17 protein-coding genes and 1 pseudogene are annotated in these 19345 nt (G+C 64.9%); 8 read left to right on the top strand and 10 right to left on the bottom strand.

Annotation, left to right across the window (positions count from 1 at the left end):
- Positions 1-639 precede the first annotated feature (639 nt).
- From BRAS3843_RS09380 to BRAS3843_RS09355, 6 genes are all read left to right on the top strand, one after another.
- Positions 640-1899 carry a DUF2157 domain-containing protein gene (locus BRAS3843_RS09380; RefSeq protein WP_008968601.1) on the top strand — a complete coding sequence of 420 codons (1260 nt, stop codon included), beginning with the start codon at positions 640-642 and terminating at the stop codon, positions 1897-1899.
- Positions 1896-2504, top strand: coding sequence for a GDYXXLXY domain-containing protein (locus BRAS3843_RS09375; RefSeq protein WP_008968600.1), 609 nt, complete (start codon positions 1896-1898; stop codon positions 2502-2504). Before BRAS3843_RS09380 ends, BRAS3843_RS09375 begins: the two co-directional genes overlap by 4 nt.
- A 108-nt stretch (positions 2505-2612) precedes the next feature.
- Positions 2613-3074 carry an Rrf2 family transcriptional regulator gene (locus BRAS3843_RS09370; protein WP_008968599.1) on the top strand — a complete coding sequence of 154 codons (462 nt, stop codon included), beginning with the start codon at positions 2613-2615 and terminating at the stop codon, positions 3072-3074.
- Positions 3067-3771, top strand: a complete 705-nt coding sequence (locus tag BRAS3843_RS09365) for a class I SAM-dependent methyltransferase (protein WP_008968598.1) — start codon at positions 3067-3069, stop codon at positions 3769-3771. The genes BRAS3843_RS09370 and BRAS3843_RS09365 overlap by 8 nt, the downstream gene beginning before the upstream one ends.
- Positions 3772-3884: 113 nt before the next feature.
- Positions 3885-4205, top strand: coding sequence for a hypothetical protein (locus tag BRAS3843_RS09360; RefSeq protein WP_008968597.1), 321 nt, complete (start codon positions 3885-3887; stop codon positions 4203-4205).
- Positions 4206-4265: 60 nt separating this feature from the next.
- Positions 4266-4811: a hypothetical protein gene (locus BRAS3843_RS09355; RefSeq protein ID WP_008968596.1), complete on the top strand. Its 546-nt coding sequence runs from the start codon at positions 4266-4268 to the stop codon at positions 4809-4811.
- Positions 4812-4818: 7 nt separating this feature from the next.
- Here BRAS3843_RS09355 and BRAS3843_RS09350 read toward each other — a convergent pair whose 3' ends face one another.
- The gene (locus tag BRAS3843_RS09350) at positions 4819-5934 is read right to left on the bottom strand and encodes a ring-opening amidohydrolase (RefSeq protein WP_008968595.1); all 1116 of its coding nucleotides are present in this window, start codon (positions 5932-5934) and stop codon (positions 4819-4821) included.
- Between the two features lie 93 nt (positions 5935-6027).
- Positions 6028-6924, bottom strand: coding sequence for a hypothetical protein (locus BRAS3843_RS09345; RefSeq protein ID WP_035981226.1), 897 nt, complete (start codon positions 6922-6924; stop codon positions 6028-6030).
- Positions 6925-7167: 243 nt separating this feature from the next.
- On the opposite strand from BRAS3843_RS09345, the gene BRAS3843_RS09340 reads away from it, so the two are divergent.
- Entirely contained in the window at positions 7168-9564 is a 2397-nt protein-coding gene (locus BRAS3843_RS09340; RefSeq protein WP_008968593.1) for a glucose/quinate/shikimate family membrane-bound PQQ-dependent dehydrogenase, read from the top strand.
- Positions 9565-9711: 147 nt separating this feature from the next.
- Here the strand turns inward: BRAS3843_RS09340 and BRAS3843_RS09335 are convergent, their stop codons facing one another.
- The 8 genes from BRAS3843_RS09335 to BRAS3843_RS09300 form a co-directional block, all read right to left on the bottom strand.
- A complete protein-coding gene (locus tag BRAS3843_RS09335; RefSeq protein ID WP_244425196.1) occupies positions 9712-10764 on the bottom strand; it encodes a hypothetical protein in 1053 nt (350 codons plus the stop codon).
- Between the two features lie 312 nt (positions 10765-11076).
- Positions 11077-11778: an ABC transporter ATP-binding protein gene (locus BRAS3843_RS09330; protein WP_008968590.1), complete on the bottom strand. Its 702-nt coding sequence runs from the start codon at positions 11776-11778 to the stop codon at positions 11077-11079.
- Positions 11771-12505, bottom strand: a complete 735-nt coding sequence (locus BRAS3843_RS09325) for an ABC transporter ATP-binding protein (protein ID WP_008968589.1) — start codon at positions 12503-12505, stop codon at positions 11771-11773. Before BRAS3843_RS09325 ends, BRAS3843_RS09330 begins: the two co-directional genes overlap by 8 nt.
- Positions 12492-13553 carry a branched-chain amino acid ABC transporter permease gene (locus tag BRAS3843_RS09320; protein ID WP_008968588.1) on the bottom strand — a complete coding sequence of 354 codons (1062 nt, stop codon included), beginning with the start codon at positions 13551-13553 and terminating at the stop codon, positions 12492-12494. Before BRAS3843_RS09320 ends, BRAS3843_RS09325 begins: the two co-directional genes overlap by 14 nt.
- A gap of 302 nt (positions 13554-13855) precedes the next feature.
- Positions 13856-15076: a substrate-binding protein gene (locus tag BRAS3843_RS09315; protein WP_008968586.1), complete on the bottom strand. Its 1221-nt coding sequence runs from the start codon at positions 15074-15076 to the stop codon at positions 13856-13858.
- 4 nt (positions 15077-15080) lie between these two features.
- Positions 15081-15938 carry a branched-chain amino acid ABC transporter permease gene (locus BRAS3843_RS09310; protein WP_008968585.1) on the bottom strand — a complete coding sequence of 286 codons (858 nt, stop codon included), beginning with the start codon at positions 15936-15938 and terminating at the stop codon, positions 15081-15083.
- 280 nt (positions 15939-16218) lie between these two features.
- A complete protein-coding gene (locus tag BRAS3843_RS09305; RefSeq protein WP_008968584.1) occupies positions 16219-17733 on the bottom strand; it encodes an amidase in 1515 nt (504 codons plus the stop codon).
- A gap of 168 nt (positions 17734-17901) precedes the next feature.
- On the bottom strand, positions 17902-19080 hold the full coding sequence (locus BRAS3843_RS09300; protein ID WP_008968583.1) for a substrate-binding domain-containing protein: 1179 nt from the start codon (positions 19078-19080) through the stop codon (positions 17902-17904).
- A gap of 181 nt (positions 19081-19261) precedes the next feature.
- Here BRAS3843_RS09300 and BRAS3843_RS42570 point away from each other — a divergent pair.
- Positions 19262-19345, top strand: a pseudogene (locus BRAS3843_RS42570) (MarR family transcriptional regulator); the annotation flags it as partial.

Here is a 19345-nt window from a genome sequence, read left to right as displayed (position 1 = left end):
AAAAATGCAGGCGGCAGGTACCGCGGGTCCAGCCGGACGACCCGGCCTTCCCTGCGCGATGGTTTTAACGTTTATACGCGCTCTCCTCGGGGACCGGCGTTATTGCCCCCGTGTCGCGACAACGCGCGAGGCGCGTTGCGCTCGGCGCCAGCACCGGGGCGCCAGGACCACACGATTTCACGTCCGCATCGGCATTGTTCGCCCGCAGCTGCTCGCCGCTGCAACACCGTCGCGTCCACCGCATCCCACGCCCAACGCTCGTGACGATCGCGAAGCGCCCCTCTCATCGGACCGGGATGCGGCAAGACAACCACATATTTCTGAAAAAGCGAAGCGCGATATTTTTCCCGAGAAGGGTTGACCAGCCAAATCAGCTTGATGCGGCTGCCAAAATCAGTTCTTTGGCGCAGGCGGTTTCTTGTGCTCGTCAGATAGCAGCAAGCGAGGCGCCGCAAGACCAACAAGATCGATTTTCCCCGCCGGCCTGCGCCATCGGATCGCGCTGCATCTGTCCACGATAGATCCAGCAGCCGCGTTCGTAACACCATGGCTGTTAGTAAGCAGCCTGACTTCCGGGTGCACTCGGCAGGCTGCCGTGCTAAACAGGCAGACCAGTCACAACGGCGGTGCCTCACTCCCATGTTCGAGCGAACCTATCGTCAGCGTCTCGAGGCTGATCTGGCGCGCTGGGAGACGGATGGCGTGATCACGCCGGCGGCGGGCGTCGCCATCCGTAGCGCGCTGCCGCCGCTTGCGCCGGGCGCCAACATCGCGGTCGTAGTGGGCATCGTCGGCGGGCTGCTGATCGCAGCCGCGTTTCTTGCTTTCGTGGCGGCACATTGGACCGACATCGCGCGGCTGTTGCGCTGCGCCATCCTGGCTCTGAGCATCATCGCCGCCTATGGTCTCGGCGCCTGGTTCGCCCGCAGCGGCCGGATGATCCTCGCCGACCTCTGCGCCAGCGTCGGCGCGATCATCTTCGGGGCCGGCATCGCGCTGGTCGGCCAGATGTATCACCTCGGTTCGGATTTCGCCGGCGGCATGCTGCTGTGGGCGATCGGCGCGCTCGCCGCAGCCCTGCTCACGGGCTCGCGCGGCGCACTGGCGGTGGCCTTGGTCGCGGCATGCATCTGGAGTGACATGCGCATGGTCGAGGGCGACGGCATGCCGCACGCCCCCTTCGTCGCGTTCTGGCTCGTTGCGGCCGGCCTCGCCATCGCCTGGAATTCGCGCGCCGCTGCCCATCTGCTCGCGCTCGCCGCGCTGAACTGGTGGACCGCGGCCGCATTCCAGACTGGCCTGCATGATCAACTCGCCGTGCTCGCCGACGGCGCCGGCCTGCTGCTGGGCGGCGGGCTGGCGCTGGCAGCGCTCCGCTCGCCCCGGCTGTCGGAGTTCGGTGCTGTGCTGTCTTCCTATGGAGGCTTCATGCTGGCCGCTGTGGCGGTCCTGGGCAGCACGGCATTCGACTCCTCCATTCTCCTTTACGCGCCGTCAGGTCATCCCGCCTGGGCGCTCAGCTGCGGCGCAGGCGGGATGCTGCTGGCATTCGTCGCTGCCGCAGTCACGCGTGACTCCGGCGCGGCCTTGGCCGGATTGGCCATCGCCCTCGCGCTGTTCGCGCCTGAGCAAGGCGTGGCGCAGCAAGACCGCCAGCCATGGTTCGCCTATGCGCTCGAGCTCGGCGCCATGCTCTGCCTGGTCATCTCGGGCATGATCGATTCGGTCCGGCCGCGCATCGTCGCTGGCTGGCTCGGCGTCGCCGGCGTTATCGCCGCAATCACCTGGGCGGTCAAAGGCTCGCTCTTGGAACGCTCGATGTTTCTCGCCGTGGCCGGGGTGGTCGCGATCGTGCTGGCGCTTGTTCTCAACGCATTGCTGGCGAGGGATGCGCGATGATCTCTGCAGCCACGCTTGCACAACGCCTGGGGCGTATTCCGAAGGTCCTGCTGTTCGGCGCGGCCGCGCTGATCCAGCTGTCGCTGCTGGCGGTGATGGTGATCGACCGCATCGAGATCCTGCGCGACGGCAAGGAAGTAACATTGCAGACCCGACCGGTCGACCCACGCGACCTCCTGCGCGGCGACTATGTGGCGCTCGGCTACGACATCTCGCAGCTGCCGGCCGGCGCGCTCAAGGATCAGCCGTCGCACGGGCAACATCCGGTCGTGTTCGTGAAGCTCGCCCCCAATCAGGACGGCGTCTACGAAGCGGTCTCGGTGCACACCGATCCGGTCCCGGTGCAAGAGGCCGAGGCGCTGATCCGCGGCCATGTCATCTATGGCGCGAGCTGCGGACCACAGCGGGACTCGTTCTGCGACTCCCTGCGCCTTCGCTACGATATCGAGAACTATTTCGTGCCGCAGGGCGAAGGCAAGGCGCTCGAGCAGCTGCGCAATCAGCGCAAGCTGATGGTGGTAGCGGCCGTGCTGCCCTCGGGCCGCGCCGCCATCAAGCGGCTCCTGGTCGACGGCACGCCGGCCTATGAGGAGCCGTGGTTCTAGCGGCTAGGCCTTGGACACCGCGTCTGCGTCCAGGACTCCCACTAGGCAAGCAAACCGCGATCCCGCGGCGGATTGACCGATGGCCCATCATGTAATATCAAAAGTTACATGAGACCCAACAGCCAGCTGTCCGGCGTGCTGCATGTCCTGCTTCACATGGCGGAGCAGGACGGCCCGGCCACATCGGACATGCTCGCGTTGATGATGCAGACCAATCCCGTGGTGATCCGGCGGATCATGGCGGGCTTGCGGGAACGCGGCTATGTGCGCTCCGAGAAAGGCCATGGCGGCGGCTGGACGCTGGCCCGCGACCTCGCCACCATCACCTTGCGCGACATCTACGACTCGCTGGGCAGCCCATCGCTATTCGCCCTCGGCAACCGGACCGAAAACCCGGACTGCCTGGTCGAGCAGGCGGTCAATGCCGCGCTCGATACCACGTTTCGCGAGGCGGAGGCCTTGCTGCTCTCTCGCCTCGGCGACGTGACGCTGGCCGCCTTGAGTGCCGATTTCCACGACCGCCTGCAACGCCGCAAGCGCTCCCGCAAAGGACAGACCCGCCATGGCTGAGATCACCGATGGCGCGCAGGTGTTTCTGCGCGCGTTCTCCGATCCGGAGATCGTTGCGCGCTACACCGACGGACCGCGTCGCTTCGTGCCCGGTCTCGACGGACTTCACCGCATGACCGCGGTCGTGCTTGGCGAGCAGGCGCCGGCGCAAGCCAAGGTGCTCGTGCTGGGCGCCGGCGGCGGACTTGAGCTCTCCGCCCTGGCCGAGGCGCATCCGTCCTGGAGCTTCGTCGGCGTCGATCCGTCGGCGCAGATGTTGCGGCTGGCCGAGCGGACGCTCGGCTCCCGCATGGGTCGCGTCGAACTGATCGAAGGCTATATCGACGACGCGCCCGCCGGTCCCTTCGACGCGGCGACCTGCCTGCTGACGCTACACTTCCTCTCGGCGCCCGAGCGATTGAGGACGGTGCGCGCGATCCATCAGCGGCTTCGGCCCGGCGCACCGTTCGTGGCCGCACACAGCTGCCTGCCGCAGGAGCCGGCTCAGCGCGCGCTCTGGCTGGATCGTTATGCCGCGTACGCCGTCGCCTCAGGTGTCGATGCCGAGCAGGCCAAAACGATGCGCAAAACGGTCGAGGCCGGCGTCAACATGCTCAGCCCCGAGCAGGACGAAGCCATTCTGCGCGACGGCGGCTTTCATGATGCCAGCCGTTTCTTCGCGGCCTTCACCTGGCAGGGCTGGATCGGCCACGCCTGAACAGCGAACGCCCACCGCAGCCTGTCGCTTCCCCACTGAAACGTGTCTTTGTGTTGAACGGCGCGCACGGCACAAAGGACACGTCGCGGCTGTGCAAGGAGACCAAACCGTCCATGAACTGGCTTCATCCGCTGTCCTATCTGTTCGCGGGCGCATTCCTCACCAATGCGATTCCGCATCTCACCAGTGGCGTGATGGGCCGCCCGTTCCAGACGCCATGGGCGAAACCGCGCGGGCCCGGACAATCCTCCTCCATCGAGAACGTGCTGTGGGGCTTCTTCAATCTCGTGATCGGCTATCTGCTGATTTGTCGGGTCGGCGATTTCGACCTCAGAGCCAATCAAGACGTGATCCCGCTTGGACTCGGCGCACTGCTGATGGGGCTTGGCCTGGCGTGGCGGTTCGGCCAGTTCAATGGCGGCAGGCTGAGCTGAGAAGCGGCAGGATTCCGCAGCCAAACTCGCGTAGCATCGGGGCCGACGATGAGAGGCCCCATGCAATCCGAGGCGAAATCCGAGGCGACATCGAGAGATTGCGGCGATTGCACGCTGTGCTGCAAGGTGATGGCGATCGAAGCGCTGGGCAAGCCAGCGAATGCGTGGTGTGCGCATTGCCAGCCGAAGCACGGCTGTTCGATCTACGCCGACCGCCCTGCCGAATGCCGCGCGTTCCGCTGCTTGTGGCTGGTGAACGGGCTGCTCGACGATCAATGGAAGCCAGCCAAGGCGAAGTTCGTGCTGACGACCTCGGACGACGGCATCGAGGTGCGCTGCGATCCCGGCTTTCCGGACGCGTGGCGCAAGGCACCGTATCAGAGCGAGATCCGCGAATGGGCCATGTCAGGCGAAGAGCACGACGTCACAGTCCTCATCATCAACGGTCCGCGCATCATCCTGGTCACGCGCGAGCGTGACTTCGATCTCGGCCATGTCGGCCCCGACCACCGCATCGTGCGCGAGCTCGAGGGCACGCGCGTCGTCAATGCGACGGTCGTGAGGGCAAGCGACTTAGCTAAGGCAAGCGACCTGGATCAAGAGTAAGCACTGTTCACTGCGGCAGCCGGACGATCGCGGCAACGGGGCCGCCACCCGGCGGTCCCTGATGCTCGGCGCCGCCGGATACATAGACTGCGCTGGTGCCTGCCAGCCCGCTGATCAGGCCGCCGACGGCGGCGCGGGCGTGTCGGGTAGCGCTGATGTCGGTATCCTCCAGCATGGTGTGCCGGACGCCGCGCACCAAACCGTTGGGCGAGGCTTCCGCTTTGGCGAAGATGTTGACGAGCTGGCGGCCGTCGTTCGCTCCGCCGCCGATCGACAGGCCGACGCTGCTTAAGACCTCGATCACCGCGGCGGAATCGATCGCGTCCTGCATCACCGCGTGGCCGATCTGAAACGCACTCGCTGACGTCTCCGAATTGCCGAGCACGATGACGACGTTATGCATGAGTTCGATGCCGGCCGAGGTCGAGGCCACCTGCGAAAACAGATCGAAGCGGCGCATCACATGCGCGTCGTCGATCTCGCCTTCGATCTCGCCGAGCGCCGCGGCCACGCCGAGGGCCGAGGCGCCGCGCGAATACGCCATCGACGCATAGGCGCTGCTGGTGACGGTCGTGTTGCCGCGGCTCAGCGCGGCTGCAACGCGCTCGCTGGTCAGCAGCGGGCATTTGATCTGGACGAAATGAACATCGCGCGGATCGAAGATCCCGGCCTCGAGCATGGCCGCCGCTACAGCCTTCGCCGTCTCCTGGATCTGCGCGCCACGCCCGAGCTCTTCGGGCAGGAAATCGCGGGTCTGCGCGATCCCGATGCTCAGGCGCTTGCCGGAGATCTCGGAGGAGGTGCGACAATCGGGATCGTGCCGCGTGAAGACCGTGATGTGCGGACTGAGCACGCCTTCCGTGCCGCCGGACATCACGAAGGCAATGCGCTGCTCGACGCCATCGGGCGACAGACCGAGATGCGGCGCCAGCGCCGCGCATAAAGCGGAGACGGCATATTCCCGGGTGAAATCGTTGACGCCGCCATTGCCCTCGGTCTTGCCGAGAACGGCGACGATCTTCGTCGGATCGATGGCGCCGGAGTCGATCCGGCTCATGAGGCCGGAGACGTCACCCGGGCCATGGGTCGCAATGCGAATGATGTCGACCGCTGTTGTCCGCATGCCGCCCCCTCCAGGTCTGCTCACGCGCGTTGGCCGTGCAAGACCCAAGCCAGCGAAGATCGCAGTTTGAGACGGATGCTCAACCTTTCAGAGTCAGCGCAGGCTCGTCGGCTGAACGACGGCCGGCGGCGACAACACCGCCGCCTGTGCGCGGTAGTTCAAGAGATCATGGTCGAGCGAGGACAGCACGCAGAGCGCCAGGCTCGCCCACACCGCGGCGCTGAAATAAAGCGACATCCAGGCGATCTCGTCTTTCCAGTGATCGAAATCATGGGTGACGATCCAGCGCGTGGCGGCATCACGCAGGCCGTCCAGTGGATGCAGCAGCTTGGTGCCGTTGGCGCGCCCGATACGCCAGCGGTTGAGGTACATCGGCACGTCGATGACGATCAGGAAGCCGAGATAGAACGCGATGCCGACAAGGCCGGTGATCAGGAGCCAGCGCAGCGGCCCCTCGAAGTCCGGCAGCAACCGGCTGAGTCCGATCCCGACCAGCAGGAAGGTGACGGCCCACAGCGAATTCTCGATCGCATTGCCGAGGAAGTTGGTGGTCAGGACCGCGTACCAGGAGCAGATCTCGGCGACGATGATCAGCGGCACGATGATGCGCGCGATATTCACCGCAGTCGGCGCATCCGCGATGGTGCCGAGCTGGCCGAGGATGATCGCCCATTGCGCAGCGAAGCAGATTTCCGCGATGGTCGCGACCGAACGTCCGACGAACACGCTCGACAGCCAGCTGTCGACCAGGCAGATCCGCTGCACGTCGGCGCGCGGCAGCACCGAGCGGAAGGCGCAGCCGAACACATAGGCCGCGCAGAGCATCAGCATCGAGGACGTTTCCGAGCCGGCGGCCGCGGCCGTCACGGGCTGGCCGGAGAGCTGGCGGTACAGCAGGATCCAGAACGCGATATTGGCGATGCTGACCAGGGTCAAAAGCCCCCACCACCATGCCACCGGATTCGACACCGCCTGCCGCCGCACGCCCATGCTACGCTCCACGTCTTTCGTCAAACTGACATGTCAACGTATTAATAGTGTCATAATTGATCCGTCGGCCAGTACAAAAAGGCGTGTGCGACCCCGGCAACCGGATATTCGCGTCGAAGGTTCCGGAGCCCCGATCCTGCGGCCGCTAGCGGACCGACCGGCAGGAACTTCTCTAACTGCGGACGGTTCTTGAGGCGCCGGGCGGATCGCCCTAACATCACTGCCATATCGAGGAGCCGCGGCATGGTCGGCGCCGGCGAACTGCAGCGCGCACCGCTGCTTACCTTCACGGTCATCATCCTCACCCTCATGGGCGCGGTGCTCGCCGCCGGCGGCGTATGGCTGTTGGCGCTCGGCGGCTCGCTCTACTACGTCATCGCTGGCGCTGCGTTGCTGCTCACCGCCTGGCTGCTGTGGCAGCGCCGCGCCGAGGCGCTGTGGGTCTATGCCGCGCTGCTGCTCGGCACGATGGCTTGGGCGATCTGGGAAGTCGGCCTGGATTTCTGGTCGCTGGCGCCGCGCGGCGATGTGCTGGCGCCGCTCGGCATCTGGCTGCTCCTGCCCTTCATCACCGCCCATCTTGCGGGAAACATGCCCGCGGCGCGCTGGGGCCTCGTCGCCGTGCTGGTGCTGGCCGCGATCGTGCTCGGCGTGGCGCTGCGCGGCGATCGCTTCGGGCTGAACGGCACGTTGGCGCAAGCAGCAGGCGCCGCAGGCACGGATACGACGGCCGCACAGGCGCAATCCGACTGGACCGCCTACGGCGCCACCAATTTCGGCACCCGCTATTCCAGCCTCAATCAGATCACCAAGGACAATGTGAAGGACCTCAAGCTCGCCTGGGAATTCCAGACCGGCGATCACAAGGGCCCCGATGATCCCGACGAGTTCACCAATGAGGTGACGCCGCTGAAGGTCGGCGACCTGCTCTACACCTGCTCGCCGCACCAGATCGTGTTCGCGCTGGACGCGGCCAGCGGCAAGCTGCGCTGGAAATTCGATCCTCAGATCGAGCATCACAAGAATTTCCAGCACATGACCTGTCGCGGCGTCGCCTATCACGAGACCAAGCCGGGCGCTGTCGACAGCACCGGCGCGGCTGCACCTGCGGAGTGCCCCAAGCGCATCTTCCTGCCGACCGATGACGGCCGGCTGTTCGCGCTCGATGCCGAGACTGGCAAACCCTGTGAGGGGTTTGGCGATCACGGCCAGATCGATCTGAAGGCCGGCAACGAGATCACGACGCTCGGCTTCTATGAGGGCACCTCGCCGCCTGTGGTGACCGACAAGGTGCTGATCATGGCGGGCGCCGTGATCGACAACTACTCGGACAAGGTGCCTTCAGGCGCGATCCGCGGCTTCGATATCTACTCGGGCAAGCTGATCTGGGCGTTCGATCCCGGCAATCCCGATCCCAATGAGATGCCGTCGGAGACGCATCATTTCACCATGGGCTCGCCGAACTCCTGGAGCGTCGCGGCGGCCGACGAAAAGCTCGGCCTCGTCTACGAGCCGCTCGGCTCGAGCTCGCCGGACATCTGGGCCGGCAACCGCACGGCGGACAACGAACGTTATGATTCGGCGCTGGTCGCGCTCGACATCAACACCGGCAAGCTGCGCTGGTCCTATCAGAACGTGCACCATGATCTCTGGGATATGGACATGCCGTCGCAGCCTAGCCTGATCGACGTGCCGACCAAGGACGGCGTGGTGCCCGCGATCTACGTGCCCGCCAAGACCGGCAACATCTTCGTGCTCGACCGCCGCGACGGCCACCTGCTGGTGCCCGCACCGGAGACGCCGGTGCCGCAGGGCGCGGCCCCCGGCGACCGCACCGCGCCGACGCAGCCATTCTCCGATCTCAGCTTCCGCCCGCGCCAGATCCTCACCGGGGCGCAGATGTGGGGCGCCACGATGTTCGACCAGCTGGCCTGCCGCATCAAGTTCAAGCGGCTGCGCTATGAGGGCCCGTTCACGCCGCCGTCCGAGCAGGGCACGCTGGTGTATCCCGGCGATTTCGGCATGTTCGAATGGGGCGGCATCGCCGTCGATCCAGTCAGGCAGATCGCGATCGCCAATCCACAATCGATCCCGTTCGTCTCGCGCCTGGTGCCGCGCGGCAGCGACAATCCAGCCGCGCCCAATGCGGCGCATCCGCCCGGCACCGAGCTCGGCGTGCAGCCGATGTATGGCACGCCCTATGGCGTCGATCTCGGCATCTTCCTGTCACCGCTCGGCATCCCCTGCATGGCGCCGCCCTGGGGCAGCCTCGCCGCGATCGACCTGAAGACCAACCAGATCGTCTGGCAGCACCGCGTCGGAACCATCCGCGACAAGGCGCCGGTGCCACTGCCGTTCAAAATGGGCGTGCCGATGCTGGGGGGCCCGATGGTCACCGCCGGCGGCGTGGCCTTCCTCAGCAGCACGATGGACTATTACATCCGCGCCTTCGACGTGAATGACGGCCGCCTGCTGTGGCAGGACCGGCTGCCGGCCGGCGGACAATCGACGCCGATGACCTACGAGGCGGGCGGCCGGCAATATGTGGTTACAGTCGACGGCGGCCATGGCTCGTTCGGCACCAAGCTCGGCGACTACGTCCGCGCTTATGCGCTGCCAGGTAACGTCGCGAGCCGGTGAGCCAACTCCCTCTCCCCGCTTGCGGGGAGAGGGTCGGGGTGAGGGGAGTCTCCGCGCACCGAACTCGTAGTGAGTCCCCCTCACCCGGATTGCATCTTGCGATGCAATCCGACCTCTCCCCGCACGCGGGGAGAGGTTTGAGCCGGCCTAATGCGACGGCGTCGGCGCGGGCACCGCGGTGCGGTTGGCGAACACGTTGACCGGCTGGTAGGAGAACACGTCGCGGCTCCTCGGATCGACGGTCACCTTCAGCCAGCGAACGTCGTTGTTGCCGTTGGCCTGGTTGTCGCCGAAGGTCTCGACGCGGGTGAAGTTCTCCAGACGACGGCCCTGCGAATCCAGCATCGGCTGATCGATCCGGAAGTAGTGCGAATCGCCGTGGACATAGGCCACCGGCTTGCGGAACGCGATCACCTCGTCGCGCAGCGCGGTCAGGAAGCTGGCGAAGCCGTCCGGCTGGCCGTCGGTCTCGGCGAGCGTCTTCGGGTCGCGCAGCGGCGCCCGCGTCGTATCGGAGAGGTCCCAGCCCGGATCGGCCTGCGAGATGAACATCACGGCCACCGCGTTGCGCTGCTTGGCTTCTGCGAAGGTCTGCTTCATCCAGGTGATGACCGCGGCATTGCGGGCGTTGAACTCGGCCGGATCCGGATTGGTGTCGCAGAGATTGTTGCAGGAGCCCTGGATGTTCAGCGTCGCATAGGTGACGCGGCCGACATGCCAGCGGCGGTTCTCGACGCAGCCGGTCATGTTGCCGGAGGCGTCGAGGCAGAGCTTGTCGGTCTGCACCTCCTGGCGCATGCGGTGCTTGCCGAGCGTGAACGGCGTCGAGAAGAACACCTTGCGCTCATAGTCGAGCCGGTCGCGCGAGTTGAAACCGCCGTTGGAGGCGCGGTCGCAATCGACCCAGTCGTTGTCGCCAGGCGTGAAGACCGCCGGCGCCTCCAGGCTGTTGAAATTGGCCAGCGCCTGCGCATAGAGGCCGGCGTCGCACAGCGAGCCGGAGCCCTGCTTCAGGTCGCCGTCATGCGCGGTGAATTTCAGCCGATGCGCGTTCATATCGGCGATCAGGTTGGGTACGCCGACGGTCGCCTGCAAGGTCGAATACGGCAGATCGCCCCACAGGCCGATCTGATAGCTCTCATCGTCGTCGAAGTCGAAGACGTCGAAATCATGCGCGGCGGCCGGCAGTGAGGCGGCCATCGACAGCACCGGCACAGCGAACAACAACAGCTGGCGCAGACGCGATCGGACGCGCGACCACGCCGACGAATCGTTTGGACTCGTTGACATCAAGATTCCCCCAATACGGAAAACGACCGCCCTCCCATAGGCGGCGCGCCACCATGTTCGGCGTCCTTAACCGGCGCGTGACGGGCGTTTAACAATGAACTGAAAAGCGGATGTCAGGACGATTAGCGGCCTCGAAAGCACATCAATTTACCGCTCGAACGAGCGGTTTCGATGACAGCCGACACGAGCGCCACGATGCGGCAGCCGGGATCAGCTGCGCGGCTAAGGCGCGAGGTAACGCACTAGGTCCGGGCTGTGACGGACCTCGTCCGCGGGACCCTGCAGCGCAACGCGGCCCCGATCGAGCACATAGGCGTAGTCGGCGACGCGCAGCGCGAGCTCGAGATGCTGCTCGACCACGATGACCGCGATCTCCTTGGCGAGATCGATCAAGCGTTCGGTGATCTCCTCGATCACGCCGATCCATACGCCCTCGGTCGGCTCGTCGAGCAGCAACAGCCTGGGCTCGCCGAGCATGGCGCGGCCGATCGCCAGCATCTTGCGCTCGCCGCCTGACAAGGTGCCAGCCGGCTGATCGAGCCGCTGCGCCAGCTTCGGGAAGATCGACAACACACGATCGACGGCGGAGGCGTTCTTGTTGATCAGTGAGCCGACGGCGAGATTGTCGCGCACCGACAGCCGCGCGAACACCGAATGTTCTTGCGGCAAATAGCCGATCCCAGAGCGCACGCGGCTCTCGGTCGGGCTACGACCGATGTCACGGCCGTCGAACATCAGGTCGCCCTTCCAGACCGGAAGCTCGCCGACGATGGTCTTCATCAGCGTGGTCTTGCCGGCGCCGTTGCGTCCCAGCACGGCGACGCCGCCGCGCCAGGGGATTCCGAGATTGACGTCGAACAGCACCTGGCTGCGGTTGTAGCCGGTGTCGAGATGGCGGATGTCGAGGAAGCTTTGTTCAGGCACGGCGCAAATAGATCTCCTGCACGCTCCGGCTCGCCTGGATCTCGGCCACCGTGCCGGTCTCCAGCACTGCGCCCTGGTCGAGCACGGTGAGACGGTCGCAGATGTCGCGGATGAAATCGAGGTCGTGCTCGACGATGACGAGCGAGCAATGCGCCTTGATCGGCGCCAGCAATTCGCCGGTGACGCGGCGCTCCTCCAGGCTCATGCCGCCCGTCGGCTCGTCCAGCAGCAGCAGCCGCGGCTTGGCGGCGAGCGCCATCGCGATCTCCAGCCATTGCTGCTGGCCGTGCGACAGTGCAGAGGCCGGATCACGGGCACGTTCGGCGAGGCGAAACTGCTGCAGCATGGTCATGACCTGGTCGTGCAGCGCGCCGCGAGTCCGCGACAGCACGAGATCGAGCAGCGAGGCCTGCGCCTGCAGCGCCAGCAGGATATTGTCGTAGAGCGAGAGCGCCGGCAGCACGCTGGTGATCTGGAATTTCAGGCTCATGCCGGCGCGTGCGCGCTCGGCCGGCGACAGCGCCGTGATATCAGCACCCGCAAAACGCACGCTGCCTTGCGTCGGCGTCTCGGCCCCCGCGACGCATTTCATCAGGGTGCTCTTGCCCGAACCGTTCGGACCGATCAGGCCGTGAAACTCGTTCTCGCCGACGGTAAGCGCAGCGCCGTTGAGCGCGGTGAGCTTACCGAAGATCTTGACGATGCCCGAGGCCTCAAGAAGCGCCATGACCGACCTTTTCATGGCTGCTTTTCCTGGACCTGACGCCGAAGCTGCCGACGCGCTCGCGCTCCGACAGGACGAAGCTGATAAGGCCCAGCGGACGGAACAGGATGACGAGCAATAGCAGCACACCAAGAATGATCGGCCAGATATCGCGGTAATTGTCGGACAGCCAGAAGCTGACGCCTTCGATGATGACGGTGCCGATGACAGCACCGATCAGCGTGCCGGAGCCGCCGAACAGCACATAGAGCACGACCTGGGTCGAGATCACGACGCCAACCATGTTGGGCCAGACGAAGCCCTCATGGATGGCGTAGAGGCTGCCGGCCAAGCCGGCGATGGCGCCTCCGATTGCGAACACGATGGCTTTCAAGTGCTGCGTCTTGTAGCCGAAGAAGGCGATGCGGGTCTCGTTCTCGCGCAGGCCTGCGAGCGCGAGCCCGAACTGCGAGCGCACCAGGAAACGGCAGAGCAGATAGACGAGAACGAGCAGCGCCAGCGCGAAATAGTAGAAGACCGGCCCTTCCTCGAATTCGTAACTGCCCAGTGTCATCGGCGGGATCGAGGGAATGCCGTTCTGGCCGCCGAGATAGTACCAGCCGCGCGCGAGACGGTCGGCGGCGTAGGAGCCGGTCAAGGTGCCCAGCGCCACGAAGATCATGCTGGTCGGATGCCGCCCGAGCAGCAGGAAGCCGCCGAGCAGCAGCGCGAACGCCAGCCCGATCAGCACGCCCGCGGGCAGCAACACCAGCACGGCCGAAATGTTGAGATCGCGCCCGAGCAGCGCCACGCCATAGCCGGCGGCACCGAAGAACAGCGCCTGGCCGAAGCTCATGATCCCGGCATAGCCCCAGACCAGATCGAAGGAGAGCGCAAACAGCGCCAGGATGGCCACGCGGGTGGCGAACACCGTGAGATAGTCGGGCAAGGCCAGCGGCAGCGCTGCCGCAAGCGCCAGCAGGATGAGCTCGACGATCGGCAGGACATTCCACCGTGGCGCGGTGCTCCCTGCTGCTGTCGGCGCGAGGCCGGCCACTCCAGTTTCAGCCATCGATTTGATGGGCCTTTCCGTGTTTCATCAATGCGCTCGGATCTCGATCCGAACCCGTCTCAACATCCGTGTCGCGGCCATCCTTCGAGACGCAGCCATCGCAAGCGATGTCTGCTCCTCAGGATGAGGACCTGCTGCCGGGCGGACCCGCCGACCCTCATGGTGAGGAGGCGCGTTAGCGCCGTCTCGAACCATGAGGCCACGTCTCCTATCCGGCCCTCCTCCTTCGAGACGCTTGGCTCCGCCAAGCTCCCCAGTATCAGGAAAACGGTCTTTGCGCGGCTGGACTATCCCATCACGCATCAGCATTCCTTGGGATCGACGAGACCCTCGCTGCGCGCGACGATCTCGTAGTTGCCGCCCTTGGCGATGGCCGTATACATCTTCATCTTGCAGTGGCGCTTGCCCGGTACCATCTCGGCCGGCCCGCCCGGCCCTTCCGCGATCTTGGCGTGATCGAGCGCGGCCGCGACCGACTCGCGATCGACCTTGCCGGCTTCCTTCACCGCTGCCGCCCATAGCATCAGTCCGCGATAAGTGCCGGTCGCCGCCGAGCCCGCCGCGAACAGGAAATTGCCGGGATAGTCCTTCTCATAGGCCGCCTGGATCTTGGCGGAGACCGGATCGTCCTTGGTCAGCACCTTGAAATAGTCGAGGCAGCTCGCCAGCCCTTCGATCTCATTGGCCTGGTTAATGTTGAGCGTGTTCTCATCATAGTAGACGCAGGCGAGCCGCCCGCCATTCTTCTGGAAGCCGGCTTCATAGAGCTGCTTGAAGAACGGGCCGACGCCGGGCGGAATGACGGTATTGAAGACGACGTCGACCTTGTTGGAGACGATGCGGTTGACGGTCGCGGAGAAATCGACCTGGTCGAGCGGATAATACTCCTCGAACACCACCTCGCCGCCGCTCGCCTCGATCACCTTGCGCGCATATTCATTGAGCACGTGCGGCCAGACATAGTTGGCCGAGGGCAGCGCGAACTTCTTGCCGCCATTCTTGATCAGCCAGGGGATGAACTCATCGCATTGCTGCGCCGGGGTCGGCCCGGTGCAAAACAGATACGGTGTACACTCCTTGCCCTCGTAGAGCTGCGGATAGATGTAGAGCGTCTTGCCGCGCGCGACGATCGGATCCTTGATTGCATTGCGCATCGACGAGGTGATGCCGCCGAGCACCATGTCGACCTTGTCGCGCTGGATCAGCTTGCGGACATTGCCGACCGCGACCGATTCATTCGATGCGGTGTCTTCGATGAAGAGCTCGATGGGGCGGCCCAAGAGGCCGCCGGCATCGTTGAGCTGCTTCACCACCATCTTGGCGGTGTTGGCGTCGGCGTTGCCGGCATAGCCGATCGGGCCGGTCAGGTCGGTGGCGATGCCGACCTTGATCGGACCTTCGGCCGCATTGGCCCAATCGGGCCTGATCACCCAGCTGCCGACCCCGGTCGCGACCGCGCCCGTGGTGAAGGCGAGCCCGGACAGAAAGCGCCGGCGTGACAGATCTGCGCGAAACTCAGACATGCAACTAAATCCCCTTGCCAGATAGCAGGCCCTGCGGCCGGAATTTGATGAAGACGATGGCGAGCACGAAAACGAGGACGTCGGCGATGACGGGCGCCATCACCCAGGGCAGCGCCGCGCTCATGGTGCCGATCACCGCCGCGCCCGCGACCGGTCCCATGAAGGAGCCGACGCCGCCGACCATGACCGCGACGAAGCCCTGGATGAGAAAGCGGATGCCGAGATCGGCGAACAGGCTGAACACGGGCACGACCAGCGCGCCGGCAAGGCCGGCGAGCGCAGCGCCAAACGCAAACGTCGCGCCATAGATCTTGGCGGTCGAGATGCCGGAAGCCCTCGCCAGCGCTGGATTTTCCAACGTTGCGCGCACCCGCAGGCCGAAGCTGGTGCGCGACAGCAGCAGGTAACAGCCGATCATGACGGCGACGGTGACCACGATGATCACGAACCGCCAGGCCGAGATGTGGACGCTGCCGAAATCGATCGAGCCGCCGATCGGCTCCGGCACCGAGAGATAAAGCCCACCGATCAGGCCCCGCACGATCTCGCGGATGATAAGACTTAAGGCGTAAGTGCCGAGCATGGCCACGATCGGCGCGGCGTAGAAGCGCCGGATGATCAGCGCCTCCAGGATGAAGCCGAGGCCACCGACCAGGAACGGCGCCGCCGCCATCCCGATCCAGACTGGTATGCCGCGCGAGTAGGCGAGATAAGTGACGTAGGCGCCGAGCAGCACGAACTCGCCCTGGGCGAAGTTGAAGATGCCCATCATGCTGGCGATGATGCCAAGGCCCAGCACCACCAGCACGATGATCGCGGCGAAGCTCAGAATCTCGAAGCCGGCGACGAACGAACTAGCCATGCGATCTGGCCATGCCTTCTAGAGCAGCGTTTCCATAGAACTGGCGGTTGAGTATGGGGTGAGATCTCGCCGTCTCCACTGCTGTCATGCTCCGCGAAGGCGGAGCATCCAGTACTCCGCGGCAGAAGATATTGAACCGAGATGTCCCGGCGTACTGGATCGCCCGGTCAAGCCGGGCGATGACAGCGGAGGTCTGCATGTCCATATCGATATGACCAGGACTATGGAACGCTCGTCTAGCCATGCTCTGCGATCCAATCAGGCTGCAGCGGCTCCCTCCTCACATCTTCTTCCAGTCGCCGGCCTGCTCGAAGGCATGCGCGGCGCGATAGATCGTGGTCTCTGCAAAATGCTTGCCGACCAGCATCAGGCCGACCGGCAGCCCATCGACCATGCCGCAGGGCAGCGACATCGCCGGATGATGGGTGATGTCGAACGGTGCGGTGTTGGTGATCATCTCGAGCGCGCGCGCGACATAGTCCTCGCGGCTCGCCGTCGGCTCCGGCAGCGGCGTCGCCTTCATCGGCGTGGTCGGCAGCAGCAAGAGATCATACTTGGCCAGGGCACGGTCATAGGCAGCGGTCAGCCGGCGCGAGATGTTCTGGGCCTTGCCATAGAAGCGCGGCCCGTAGATGTTGTTGATGTAGGTGCCGAACAGCAGGAACAGCTTGGTGGTTTCCGACAGCGCGTCGGCCTGGCGACGCCAGCCGCGATGGAAATCCATCAGCGACGTGGAGTAGAGGTCGGGGCGACTCAAGCCGTAGCCGTCGCCATGCATCATGGTCTGGGTCATGCCCTCGACCCCGATCGGGGTCCAGATCGCCGGGCCCATCAGGTGCATCGGGATCGAGATCTCCTCGACGGCAGCCCCCAAGCTGGCGAGGCGCTTGGCTGCTTCCTTCACGCTCTCACTGACAGCCCCTTCCGCGCCGGGCTGTTCGAAGCCCTCTTTCAAGATGGCGATCTTCATGCCTTTCACGCCCGCGCCGAGCGCGCTGGTGTAGTTCTCGACCTTCGGCGCCTTGATGCGGGGATCATAGCCGTCGTCGCCCGCGATCACTTCCAGCAGCAGCGCATTGTCCTCGACGGTCGCTGTCATCGGGCCGGTGTGGTCGACGAAGATCTCGATCGGCATGATGCCGGTGTAGGGCACCAGGCCCCAGGTCGGCTTCAGGCCGTAGATGCCGCAGAACGAGGCCGGCATGCGGATCGATCCGCCCTGGTCGCCGCCGATCGCCATGTCGACCTCGCCGAGCGACACCACGACGCCGCTGCCGGACGACGAGCCGCCGGCCGAATAGCCCATCTTGTGCGGATTGTGCACCGGACCGGTCGCGCCGGTGTGGCTGCCGCCCGACATGCAGAAGGATTCGCAATGCACCTTGCCGGCGATCTCAGCGCCGGCATCCAGCATGCGCGTGACGATCGTGGCGTCGAAATCGGGCGTGTAGCCCTCGAGCGTCGCCGAGCCGTTCATCATGGGCACGCCGGCGAGCATGATGTTGTCCTTCAGCGCGACCGTCTTGCCCTTGAGCTTGCCGGACGCCGCACCTTTCACGGTCGCCTTGCGATACCAGGCGTTGCGCGGATTCTCCGAAGGTGACGGGCGATAGCCGGGCGTGCGCGGATATTTCACCTCCGGCACTTCGTCCGGCAGCGCCGCCACCACATTGTAGGCCTCGACCGATCCCTGCATCAGGCCGCGGAACGAGGCCACGTCCTCGTCGGTCAGCGACAGGCCACATTGCGCGGCAACCTCGTGAAGCTGACTGGGGGTTGGAAGCACGACCGACATGGCGCTCTCCTGATGCTGTTTCGTTGCGCGATACGTTTCTTGCGCATCACCAGGCTCCGCCAGCCCGGTTGACGCGGCGGCATTACTAGAACTCGAAATATTTTCCTTTTCAAGAATTATTTTAGACCGCTGCCCGCATGAGATCGTCCGTCAGCAGGATGGACGGACTCAGAACGTCCTGAGGACGTTGAAGTCGAGTCCGTCCGCCTCGCACAAATAGATCGGCATGTCGGCACGGCCGTTGCGGATCGTCACGGCCCCGCGTGCGCCGGCATAAACGAGGTTGCGGCCCGCCGCCTCCAGCGGCCGCAACGCCAACGAACCTGCCCGCTCGGCGGCCGCCTGCAGGAAGCGGATTCCTTCATAGTTCGATTGCCCGACCGAGCCCACCGGCGGCGCATGGGCGCCGAACATGTCGGTGTAGCGGCTCATGAAATCGTCGTTGGCCTTCGAGCCCACGCTGTTGAAATAGCCGGAGGCGCAGAACAGGTTCTCGGTGTTATCGGCGCCGATGCCGAGCAGCACCGTCTCGTCCATGGCACCGGCGAGCCGCAACGTTGTGGCGGCGAGGCCGGCTTCCGCAAAGGCGCGATTGAAGGTGATGCTGTCGGTGCCGATCAAGGAGATCAGCACGACATCGGGCCGCGCCGCGCGAATCCGCGCCAGATGGGCTTCGTGATGGTCCTCGCCAACGGGCACGAACTCCTCGCCCACCACCTGCCCGCCGGCCTCGGCGATATAGGTCTTGATGGATCGATGCGACTGCCAGGGCCAGACATAGTCGCTGCCGATCAGATACCAGCGCAGCGCCTTTTTGGTCTCGGCGAGCCAATGGATCGCGGGGCGGGTCTGGCTGCGCGGGACCTCGCCGATCGCCATCACACCGGGCGTGCGCTCGCCGCCTTCATAGACCGGCGTGTAGATATAAGGCACGCGGCCACGTGTGACCTTGCGCAGTGCCACCCTGACCGCGCTGATATGCGAGCCCATGATGATGTCGACTTCGTCGAACTCGACCGCATCGCGCGCGCGTTGCACGACATCCTCGATCGCGCCGCCGGAATCGTACATCGCAAGCTCGAGCTCGCGGCCGAGAATGCCGCCGCGCGCGTTGATCTCGGCCACGGCAAGCAGAGCGCTGTTGGTCGACGACGGTCCCCAGATTCCCGGCGAGCCGGAGAAGGTGAGAAAGTTGCCGATGCGCAGCTTGTTGCGGGCGCCGTGAGGCTTGAGCCGATCGCAATTCAACGGCGACAGGAAGGGCGCGCGGGGCTGCGCAGGCGATCCCCTGAACAAGAGATGCGGCGGGACGTTGACCTGAACTGAGACAGGGACTGTCGAAAGCACACCCACTCCTTAGCCGTCATGCTTGGGCCGGCATCATCGCCGACAGTCGAACGCCGTCAAATTGAGCACCCGCTGGATAAATATCCTATTGGAAAATATTGAAACTTCAAGAATCAGCATGCATATAGAAACGGCAACGACTGCCGGACATTCATTCAATCCCGACCCCAGAAGTACCACCGTGGCCAAACCGCCCAGCCCTGACGCCCCTCTCACCGACCATCTCGCCTATCTGCTTGCCCAGGCCAGCCGGGAGATCAACCGG

The organism is Bradyrhizobium sp. STM 3843 (genome assembly GCF_000239815.1).
GTDB lineage: Bacteria > Pseudomonadota > Alphaproteobacteria > Rhizobiales > Xanthobacteraceae > Bradyrhizobium.
The sequence above is the reverse complement of the archived record's forward strand: the minus strand, read 5'-3'. Positions and strand labels throughout refer to the sequence as shown.

Excerpts from the sequence above, each read along its gene's own strand:
- BRAS3843_RS09380 (WP_008968601.1), top strand. The coding sequence starts at position 640 with ATGTTCGAGCGAACCTATCGTCAGCGTCTCGAGGCTGATCTGGCGCGC.
- BRAS3843_RS09375 (WP_008968600.1), top strand. The coding sequence starts at position 1,896 with ATGATCTCTGCAGCCACGCTTGCACAACGCCTGGGGCGTATTCCGAAG.
- BRAS3843_RS09370 (WP_008968599.1), top strand. The coding sequence starts at position 2,613 with ATGAGACCCAACAGCCAGCTGTCCGGCGTGCTGCATGTCCTGCTTCAC.
- BRAS3843_RS09365 (WP_008968598.1), top strand. The coding sequence starts at position 3,067 with ATGGCTGAGATCACCGATGGCGCGCAGGTGTTTCTGCGCGCGTTCTCC.
- BRAS3843_RS09360 (WP_008968597.1), top strand. The coding sequence starts at position 3,885 with ATGAACTGGCTTCATCCGCTGTCCTATCTGTTCGCGGGCGCATTCCTC.
- BRAS3843_RS09355 (WP_008968596.1), top strand. The coding sequence starts at position 4,266 with ATGCAATCCGAGGCGAAATCCGAGGCGACATCGAGAGATTGCGGCGAT.
- BRAS3843_RS09350 (WP_008968595.1), bottom strand. The coding sequence starts at position 5,934 with ATGCGGACAACAGCGGTCGACATCATTCGCATTGCGACCCATGGCCCG.
- BRAS3843_RS09345 (WP_035981226.1), bottom strand. The coding sequence starts at position 6,924 with ATGGGCGTGCGGCGGCAGGCGGTGTCGAATCCGGTGGCATGGTGGTGG.
- BRAS3843_RS09340 (WP_008968593.1), top strand. The coding sequence starts at position 7,168 with ATGGTCGGCGCCGGCGAACTGCAGCGCGCACCGCTGCTTACCTTCACG.
- BRAS3843_RS09335 (WP_244425196.1), bottom strand. The coding sequence starts at position 10,764 with ATGGCCGCCTCACTGCCGGCCGCCGCGCATGATTTCGACGTCTTCGAC.
- BRAS3843_RS09325 (WP_008968589.1), bottom strand. The coding sequence starts at position 12,505 with ATGGCGCTTCTTGAGGCCTCGGGCATCGTCAAGATCTTCGGTAAGCTC.
- BRAS3843_RS09320 (WP_008968588.1), bottom strand. The coding sequence starts at position 13,553 with ATGGCTGAAACTGGAGTGGCCGGCCTCGCGCCGACAGCAGCAGGGAGC.
- BRAS3843_RS09315 (WP_008968586.1), bottom strand. The coding sequence starts at position 15,076 with ATGTCTGAGTTTCGCGCAGATCTGTCACGCCGGCGCTTTCTGTCCGGG.
- BRAS3843_RS09310 (WP_008968585.1), bottom strand. The coding sequence starts at position 15,938 with ATGGCTAGTTCGTTCGTCGCCGGCTTCGAGATTCTGAGCTTCGCCGCG.
- BRAS3843_RS09305 (WP_008968584.1), bottom strand. The coding sequence starts at position 17,733 with ATGTCGGTCGTGCTTCCAACCCCCAGTCAGCTTCACGAGGTTGCCGCG.